This window comes from Bartonella sp. HY406 (genome assembly GCF_025449315.1).
Lineage (GTDB): Bacteria > Pseudomonadota > Alphaproteobacteria > Rhizobiales > Rhizobiaceae > HY038.
In genome coordinates this window covers 1-8,712 of the sequence record NZ_CP104898.1, presented here as the reverse complement: position 1 = coordinate 8,712, position 8,712 = coordinate 1, and the positions used below count along the sequence as shown (strand labels likewise).

Annotated in this window: 9 protein-coding genes; 3 read left to right on the top strand and 6 right to left on the bottom strand. The window is 37.1% G+C overall.

The annotated features are described in order from the left end of the window. The first annotated feature begins 73 nt into the window (after positions 1-73). The 3 genes from N6B01_RS15095 (at position 74) to N6B01_RS15085 (ending at position 1,985) form a co-directional block, all read left to right on the top strand. A complete protein-coding gene (locus N6B01_RS15095) occupies positions 74-349 on the top strand; it encodes a hypothetical protein (protein ID WP_262081014.1) in 276 nt (91 codons plus the stop codon). A gap of 618 nt (positions 350-967) precedes the next feature. Further along, entirely contained in the window at positions 968-1,522 is a 555-nt protein-coding gene (locus N6B01_RS15090) for a helix-turn-helix domain-containing protein (protein WP_262081013.1), read from the top strand. A gap of 70 nt (positions 1,523-1,592) precedes the next feature. Then, positions 1,593-1,985, top strand: a complete 393-nt coding sequence (locus N6B01_RS15085; protein ID WP_262081012.1) for a helix-turn-helix domain-containing protein — start codon at positions 1,593-1,595, stop codon at positions 1,983-1,985. 19 nt (positions 1,986-2,004) lie between these two features. Here N6B01_RS15085 and N6B01_RS15080 read toward each other — a convergent pair whose 3' ends face one another. From N6B01_RS15080 to mobQ, 6 genes are all read right to left on the bottom strand, one after another. Then, positions 2,005-2,355 (bottom strand): HepT-like ribonuclease domain-containing protein, encoded by a 351-nt coding sequence (locus N6B01_RS15080; RefSeq protein ID WP_262081010.1) that lies wholly within the window; start codon positions 2,353-2,355, stop codon positions 2,005-2,007. After that, positions 2,352-2,642: a nucleotidyltransferase family protein gene (locus N6B01_RS15075; protein ID WP_262081009.1), complete on the bottom strand. Its 291-nt coding sequence runs from the start codon at positions 2,640-2,642 to the stop codon at positions 2,352-2,354. Before N6B01_RS15075 ends, N6B01_RS15080 begins: the two co-directional genes overlap by 4 nt. Before the next feature lie 133 nt (positions 2,643-2,775). Then, positions 2,776-3,516, bottom strand: a complete 741-nt coding sequence (locus tag N6B01_RS15070) for a DCL family protein (RefSeq protein WP_262081008.1) — start codon at positions 3,514-3,516, stop codon at positions 2,776-2,778. Then, positions 3,517-6,114 (bottom strand): DEAD/DEAH box helicase, encoded by a 2,598-nt coding sequence (locus tag N6B01_RS15065; protein WP_262081017.1) that lies wholly within the window; start codon positions 6,112-6,114, stop codon positions 3,517-3,519. After that, complete coding sequence (locus tag N6B01_RS15060) at positions 6,107-7,057, bottom strand: HamA C-terminal domain-containing protein (RefSeq protein ID WP_262081016.1); 951 nt, start codon at positions 7,055-7,057, stop codon at positions 6,107-6,109. Before N6B01_RS15060 ends, N6B01_RS15065 begins: the two co-directional genes overlap by 8 nt. A 90-nt stretch (positions 7,058-7,147) precedes the next feature. Next, a complete protein-coding gene (gene mobQ, locus N6B01_RS15055; protein ID WP_262081015.1) occupies positions 7,148-8,638 on the bottom strand; it encodes a MobQ family relaxase in 1,491 nt (496 codons plus the stop codon). Positions 8,639-8,712: the final 74 nt, after the last annotated feature.

Genomic DNA, 8,712 nt, shown 5'->3' with positions numbered 1-8,712 from the left:
CTTCGGTTATAATGAAGAAATCAATTCATGCAAAATAGTAACAACACCAACGGCAAAAAACAAGGGTGACACAATGGCGAAAATATCAGACGGCGGCAATGGCTTTCAAGGCAGGACACCAAAACCAACAAAGGCACAAATGGAAGCAAGGAACGAGCGACAAAAAGTACTCGATGAAAAGCAAAACCGCAAAGACGATACACGCCGAAAGATTTTAATCGGTGCAGTCGTCCTAGAACATGGCAGCGATGAAATGTTAGCTTCCATTATCGACATCATAAAATCGCATAAAGCGCCCTACAATGCAAAATTGTTTAATGGATGGACCCGAACACCAAAAAAACAATAAAACGCTTCTATGGGCTTTATTTTCGATTTTAAAGCATATTCCTTACCGCTTTATATTTCATCAAGAGCAATAATCACAGTGAAGCTTATACGAATGGTTGCAGAAATGAGAATTTGGGGGAAAATCATAGAGATTAAATTCAAATGACGAAAAAGCGTATTTGTAAATGAAGCGGGAAATGTAACTTGTCATCGTTACAATTTTTAAAAGGCTATGACTGGTGAAAAAAGAAAAAAAGAACCAAAAAAAGAAAATTCACTAAGGAAGAAAGTTTACACACAAGTTCATTACATTCGCTTGATGGAAAACTTTAAAATGTTTTTTGACGCTTTAGCTTGCTTAACTCGTTCGGTCGCTACAGCGCTTTTTAATGGCGCGCTTCCCTCTCTCGTTGCACTTCGCGTCGCGTACTTAGATCATTAGAAAGGGCAAAAAATGATACTCAATAAAATCAATGACTTACGGGGAGAGGTAGTATCATAGCTCATGATACTACCTAGTATCAAATTTAGCTATATTTTTTTCAAAAATAAAACATTGATTTTCATTTTTTGAAAGTGTATGTTCAAAAATATACCATGTGTGATACTACCTAGTATCAAATTTTAAGGTAAAAAAATGGGCGATTTAAAATTAGCTGTATCAACTAAAAATGTAAAAAAAGCATCTTGGGTGCAGACTGAGCGTGAAGTTCATGAAGCTTGGGCAGAATTAATTGGAAAATCGCCCAAAGCAGCTCAACTCATGCATATTTTGACTGCTCGAATGGGCGACAATAATGCCTTAGTTATTAGCCTACCTGTTTTAGCAAAAATAATGAAGTGCTCTAGACCTACTGCGATTAGAGCTATCCAAGTTTTAAAAAGTGGTAATTGGATTGAATCTTTACAAATAGGAGGTTCAGGAACAGCTAATGCTTATGTAATTAATGATCGAGTAGCTTGGACGCAACCAAGAGATAATTTACGTTTTAGTCTGTTTTCCGCAACTGTCATAGCTTCCAGTGATGAACAATCAGATGCCGACCAATTAGGAAATCAAAAACCATTACGCAGACTGCCTAAGGTTGGAGAGTTACAAATTCCATTCGGTGATGGATTAGAACCGCCATCACAACAATTTCTACCTAATATGGAGCCTAATTTACCTACATCAGGAAAAAATGAAGATTAAACTGTAGCTAAAGATTAAAATAGCATGCCCACCTGTGCCCAGTGGGCATTTTATAACAGGATGCCCACCTATGCCCACCCTAACGCCCAGTCAAGCAGCAAAAAAAATTGGCGTATCGAGACGGACAATAATGCGAGCTATTGAGCGTTTTGAGCTTAATGCATCACGAAACAATAAGAACCAATGGACAATAAAAGATGATGACCTTGCCCAGTGGGCGCGCAGTGGGCATGCCCACATAGAATACCCACCTAATGCCCACGTTGCCCACCCTAATAATTCAGATAATAATCTGCTATTGCGGATTGCAGTTTTGGAAACGGAATTAGCAGCAGAGCGTCGTCGTGCTGATACAGCTGAAACGCACATTATAGAGTGGAAAAATCAAGCGGAAGCATGGAAAGAGCAAGCCCAAAACCTATTACCTAAAAAAAAGCATTGGTTTTGGCAGTCTAAAAAATAACTACGATTGGGGGCTTACTTTAATTTGAGTTATCCAAGGCCTGCAATTGCTCAAGTAATTCAGGTAAAGCTTTTTGGACTGTATCCCAAACGACATCTAGATCTATACCAAAATAACCATGAGCAATACGATTACGCATGCCGCGCATACTTCGCCATGGTACCTGTGCATGAGCTTCGGCAAAATCAGGATATCTGTCCATAATTTTAGTAGCAGCTTCACCTATAATGATTAAACTCATAATAACGGCTTGTTGTGTCCGTTTGTCGTTGAAAAAATCATCGTTTTCTAGCCCTTCAACAAAAGAGCATGCATCAAATGCTGCTTGTTGCATATGATCTAAATAATCGGATAACCGTTGCTCTGTCATACTGGTATAGCTTCAGCAAGAACCTGATCTCGAAATTTAATAGGTAAATCTCCAGGTGTTAAAAGATCGACATGAAGACCGAGAATTTCCTCTAACTCTACCTGTAATCCTCCTAAGTCAAACAGCGTCGCTCCAGGCAATGTATCAACTAATAAATCAATATCGCTACCATCGCTATCTTTGCCATGTAATACAGAACCAAATACGCGTAAATTCTTAGCGCGAAACCTTTTTGTTACCTCGCGCATAGCCTCTCTATTCATATTCATTGCAACTGATGGCCGCATAACACTCTCTTTTATCAAAACCCATATAATGATATAAAAGAATATATAATATTACAAGAATGAGTTTCGATACCTAATAATCATAGCGATATCATCTTATTTTATTAATACGTATTGCGTCTCAAAAACGTTGTTATTTAAATTTAATTAAAGACCGATGAATAATTGAATGTGGCGGTGTACTTTGTGCTGATATCTTTTTGCTAATTAGTCTTAAATTTGCTTGACTATGATGAAAGATTTTAAATTCGTTGCTAATAGCATTATCACTAAAATGAGTGGAGAGTTGTGCATCTGCGGAAGAAGTAAGTATTCCTGATGGAATATCATTTTCCCATCCTTTAAGTTTTAAAAAATTTTTGACTATCAAACCAAAAGGGGGATGAGCATGGCTAAGCTGTGTATCAGAATATGTTATTAAACTTCCAGTAATATCGCATGTGATCATGTCGTCTGCATTAGCTATTTTTTTAAATTCTTGCTGTTTCATATTAATTAAATCTTGCGACACTGCGTTATGGCACGCTTTATAAAATTCTTCATCTTTACTTTTTGGTAAGCCAGTAATCGCTTTAATATAGCTAAAATCTGTCGATGTATTGTCTATACGTATAACCCAAAATCCTGGACTAGACCATCCATCGTCCTTATTGATGCGTCTCTCAAAATATTTTATACCTGACCCTATTTTCGAAGGACCATCTGTGATAAATAAGTCAAAACGTTCTAAAAGGGCAGAAAGATCACTATGATCGCTATGATCGAGTATCGGTTGGTCATCACGATAACGTGCTAGCATATCCTTGAAGTGCTGCCTTGCAGCGTTTTGTGATTTCCACTTTCGACCGTTTGTTAGCTCTACCGATTTTGCCAATTATTTTTTCCTTTTTTCCTTTAAATTGATTTTTTCTCGTATTTCTCGTACAATGATAGATGGTAATCCTATATTATCTAGCCGGCTATCATATTTTTTTATCCATTTGATACATGCCTCTTCATCAAGATTGTCAAAAGCTATAATTTTATAGAGTTCTACTGCACTTATACGTGATATTCCCAACTCCATTAAAGAGCGTAGTGTTATAGAACTGACGCCTAATTCAAGGGCAATTGCAATATCAAGATCGTTATCAATTAGATCTTCTCGTCCTACCAATTTTAGATGATAGTTTAACACATCAACATAAGCGGATAAATATCGAGGAGCTAAAAAGCGAGCTGTCTTTTCAACCATTTCAAGGGTATTTCTAATAATTTTGGCAATATCAGGTGTTTCTCCCCTTCTCTTTTTATATTCTATTCTCTTATTTATAATTTCAGGTAAAGAAAAACCTTTTAACCATTGTAAAATTGTCAACCCATGTAAAGGTATCAAATTTTGAGGTTTAAAGACTAAAAGTATATTTTCATTTATTATCGCCATTATATTTAATAAACGCTCGTAAGCATCATCACTTTCAGGTGGCGCAATTAGTAAATCTTCAATTTCTCCTTTATACGTGCTAAAAAAATTTAAAAGTTTTTGTAATCCAATCAAATTGACCCCAGGATTTCTAATCCCAATATCTGCTTCTATAGTCATACCTTCTGTCGCATGAGTGAGAGCTTTTGCAAGTAATTTTAAGGTTGGTTCATCGTAACGTTTTGCCCAAGGTGTCTCCGTCAAGGATCCATCATTGACAAATATTCTTGTTAAATATGCACTTACCTGCTCAAAAGTACGGACTTCAACTTCATTAATATCGCCCCCTGTTTGTTTTTTTTCTATATATTGAGCTAAATCATTAATTTTAGAAATGGCAATATCGGTTTCTCGTTGTATTGGATAACTAGTTCTTTGCGGAACGCCATATGGCCATACACTTTCATTTGAAGTATCAATACATATGATATTACCTTGAAATTCGTTCCCCCATCGACCAGCCCTACCTGCAAGATTCCAGAAATCTTGGGGCTCCATTGGTGTTCCAATACCTTTTTTAGGACCACGAACAACAATATTTTTACATGATAAATTAACACCTTCCATAAGTGTAGACGTACATACGAGGAATTTAATTTTTCCTATTTTGAATAAACGTTCAATCTCTAAGCGAATTAAAGATGGCATATTTCCATAATGAAACGCCACTCCAAGCTCTATGAATGGTGCTAATTGGTAATTTTTATGAATACATTTTCGGACTAAATTTGCAAAGTCCATTAGTTCTTCATCGATTGGCTCGACTTTTTGAACTAACTGGCTGATTAAATTTGCTATTTCTTCAGCATCTTTTTTTCCATTGGAATATACTAATGTTCCTCCGCTTTTACCTATAGTAGCAGCAATAAATGCAATTTTTTTGCATTGTGACGAAGGTGCTGAAGGCAATAAAACACTGCCTAAAGGTAGATATTTTTCGTTATAACGAATTTTCAGTGCCCATTCTTTGGGTTTACGTGGCACTTGTTGAACAATAATTATGTTTTGTAAAACAGTTGTAGCATCGCTATTTATCGGAAATTTCTCTATATTTTCTGGGGCGTCATCAAGTAATATTTCTGGATTTTTTGTAGCAGGACTTATGAAAATTACGCGTATATTGGGACTCCGTCGAATAAGGCGCTCAATGGCGTCTTGCATAATAACTCCGCGTTGCTGATCACCAATTTTATGCGCTTCATCAATTACAATGAGATCAAAATCTAAAATTTCTTGCAAAATATTTGCTAATAAATGTAATCGCTCCTGCGTGAAAACGAAAACGCATTTTCCGTCTGAAGCTTTTGTATCATTATATTTTTTTACAGAAGGAAAGGAATATATTTCAATATTAATATGCGCTTGAATAGCAATTTCATTAAGTGTAGTTTCTATTTCAGAAACAAGAGCACGTGTTGGTGCAAGATAAATTACTCGTTGAATTTTATTCGTTGCTATACTATCAACAAGCCATTTTAGAACAAGAAAAGTTTTACCAGATGCAGTAGGTGCCGAAGCTGAAAGCCATGCTTTGTTATTAGAGGCAGCTTTCCAAAAATCATGCTGAAATTGATTAACGGGTAATAACTCACCACTAGCTTCTAAAAGAATAGAATTTTCTAATTGTTTACGTTGATTTTCAATCCGTAGCAAAACTCCAAGCCTAGTTTCTAAGTCTGGAGTTAAATATCCGCGTTGTTCAGCTAATAAAATTGCTCTATGATTGGATAACTTCTCAAAAATTACAGCAGCTGCATCACGAATAATATCAGAATTAGATAACAATATAGCACCAGTTGCTATTCGTAAGCTAGCTTCACGATGAAGGGTATTTTCTGATCTAACAAGTATACTTGCCGCAAATAATAGTCTTTGCCAATCAAAATTAAATGTTTCATCTTTTTTTATAATATTTTCAATATCAATTTGAGCCGTAACTATACTAAGATTTTGCAACTCGTCATTCAAGGATGTTTCATAGAGCCAATTTTGAAGTTCTCTTTCAGTCATCTGATCGCCCCATAACTGCTAAAAAATTTTTTCTAAATTCGCTTACAGATGGTAATGGGACACACAGAAAATGAATATCAAATCTTTCAAGCTTTTCCGCGTCTAACCTTGCCCCAATTGATCCTACCCAAGATGCAAGTTCTTGTTGGGCAGAAAATACTATGTCCTCTATAGTAGAATTACCTGTGTCATTAGGATAAAAATCAACATCAAATCCAATCATTGCTAATCCGCAATACTCTACTCTATTAGATAGAGGTAGGCTTGTATCAAAAAAATTTTTAAATGCATTGGATAATATTTCATCACCTAAATCAGCCTTATCACTTAAAAGCAATAAGTCTCGCTCTCGCGAAGATTCTTCAGAATCTTCTTCAATTAAGAAAGGTGCTAGTGATTTTAAGCATTCGCGTATGGCGTCGGTAGGATTGGCAAAAACTTTAGATTCTCCCCAAAATAACTTTAACTTTCCATCATCTGAGACTGATGCATAAACACCATCTGCACCATGATAATGCATTCTTGAGTCTGTTTTGAGATCCATTTTACAAAGTACATGTGGCATCTTAAGAAAACGCTCGGCTAAAAGAAAGAGGAGCATTTCTCCTCCTTCCCCTGTTTTACTTAAGTCCGTAAATAAATTTATCGCTTCTTCATGAATTTTTGCTATAGCAGATGTAGAGTTAAAATTTTTATCTCTTTTTTTTGCACTTTCTATTCTACGGCGTGGAATAGCATAATCCGCAGCAGCATTACGCATAAACTCAGCGAGACGTCTAAGTTTTACTTTGCCATTACCATCAACCATCAAACAATGACAATGTACTCTGACGGCTTTATTATTAATGAGTAAATCGCGTTCAATAAGGCGCAGATGCACATCCAATTCATCCGGATCACCTGATAGGATTGCATCTAATTCTTTACTAGTGATAGCCGTCATAAATAACATCCCGTAAATATTATAACTTGCGTGCCTTTTACATTCTATATCGTTGAACATCACAAAGCAAAAACTATCCTAACAAATTGATTACATTGATGGGCCATTATTCCAGTTATGATGATAATCATCTTCGGATTCTTCAGGCTCTATTTTTGTTGCTTCTGGCTTTAGTTCTAGTTCATGTTCTTTTAAAGCCCCCTCATAAGCACAAAAAACGAGAAGAGACTCCACTATTTCCATATTATCATTTTCTAAAATGATCTTTGCGTATTCATAAAGGTCATGACTGTTCAGTCTATCATCATCTAACAACCTGTTTTCTTTGAGTGATTTAATCAACATCCTTTTTTCATGAGAGTTATTAAGTAATTTTCTCAGTTGAGAAAATGTAGGGTTCATCATCATCAAAGCATTAGGATTTAAAGTCTGGTTATCACGCAATAGATCAACATCCTTGCGCAACCGTAAAACAGCACTTACAAGCGGTTCTATCCTAGCTTTATCGCAATTATTTTTTTCAAATATTCCGCTTAACTGGTTTTGAATTGTTTTTTTGTTTGAACGTAACTCTAGTCTTTTCACTCGCTCTATTTCTGCGAGCCTATCGGCTTCTAATCGCTGTTTTTCTTCTTCTAACTGCTTTTGAATTTGCCGCTTTCTCTGGGCTTCGTGCTTCGCCGCCAGTTCCTTGGCTAGCCGTTCTTGCTCCTTGCGCTTTATCGCGGTTTTGACAACGCCTTGATGCGCTAAGATTGGTTGGGAGAGTATAGAGACTTGACTGTAAAGGCTTTCGATTTTCTCACGCAACAATGCGGCTTTTTCGACGGGATTTCTTACAAATAAAGCCGATAAATGGGGCAGTACCGCTTTAATGCCTTTTTTAATATCAGAAAAAGAATTAATCTTCGACGCACTAGCTTCTAATGCTGTCGCCTCTTTCTCTAGTTGCTCAATCTCGTCTTTCTTATCAGCAGCAATCATCACATTAGAACGGTGATCTATTCGTGCATCAATTCGGGCTTTCTCTAAAGCTTCATTCGCAAAACTAGCCCACATTTTTCGTATTTTTGTGATCTCTTTCGGGCCAGAGATTGAATCGTCCAGCACCCTCGTTTTCTCTTTGAAGCCCTCTGCCGTTAAAACGCGTGAAGAAGCTAACAAATGAGCATGATGATTACGATCATCACCCTTCTTACTTGGCTCATGAATGGCGGTATCAATGGCAAAGCCATAAACATCAACCAATGCACACACAAAACGCTGCACAAGCTCACGGCGTTGCTCTGGGCTTAATTCAGCAGGAAGCGCAACCATAAATTCGCGCGCTACAGTTGAATTTTTACGTTTTTCGGCCGCCTCAGCTTCATTCCAAAGCGCAAGCCGATCACTAGCCCAATCTGGGGCGTAATCTGGTAGTGTGATAAAGCTATCGGTAATACCTTTGCGACGTTTATAGTCAAAGGTTTGACCTGTACGCTTATCATGGAGGCGCGAGCCTGAACGATAAGCGGCAGCAGCTAGTGCAGAGCGACCGTCCGAACGGCTAACTCGTGAAACTATCAAGCTGTAAATTGCCATTGTCGCCGCGCCTTTTTTGGGGTGTTGGGGTGAAACCCTAACCGCATTCAAACTTTAGTTTGAGTAAATGCGCC

Bases quoted from the DNA above. Each gene is read 5' to 3' on its own strand.
- N6B01_RS15095 (WP_262081014.1), top strand. From the start codon at position 74: ATGGCGAAAATATCAGACGGCGGCAATGGCTTTCAAGGCAGGACACCA.
- N6B01_RS15090 (WP_262081013.1), top strand. From the start codon at position 968: ATGGGCGATTTAAAATTAGCTGTATCAACTAAAAATGTAAAAAAAGCA.
- N6B01_RS15085 (WP_262081012.1), top strand. From the start codon at position 1,593: ATGCCCACCCTAACGCCCAGTCAAGCAGCAAAAAAAATTGGCGTATCG.
- N6B01_RS15080 (WP_262081010.1), bottom strand. From the start codon at position 2,355: ATGACAGAGCAACGGTTATCCGATTATTTAGATCATATGCAACAAGCA.
- N6B01_RS15075 (WP_262081009.1), bottom strand. From the start codon at position 2,642: ATGCGGCCATCAGTTGCAATGAATATGAATAGAGAGGCTATGCGCGAG.
- N6B01_RS15065 (WP_262081017.1), bottom strand. From the start codon at position 6,114: ATGACTGAAAGAGAACTTCAAAATTGGCTCTATGAAACATCCTTGAAT.
- N6B01_RS15060 (WP_262081016.1), bottom strand. From the start codon at position 7,057: ATGACGGCTATCACTAGTAAAGAATTAGATGCAATCCTATCAGGTGAT.
- mobQ (WP_262081015.1), bottom strand. From the start codon at position 8,638: ATGGCAATTTACAGCTTGATAGTTTCACGAGTTAGCCGTTCGGACGGT.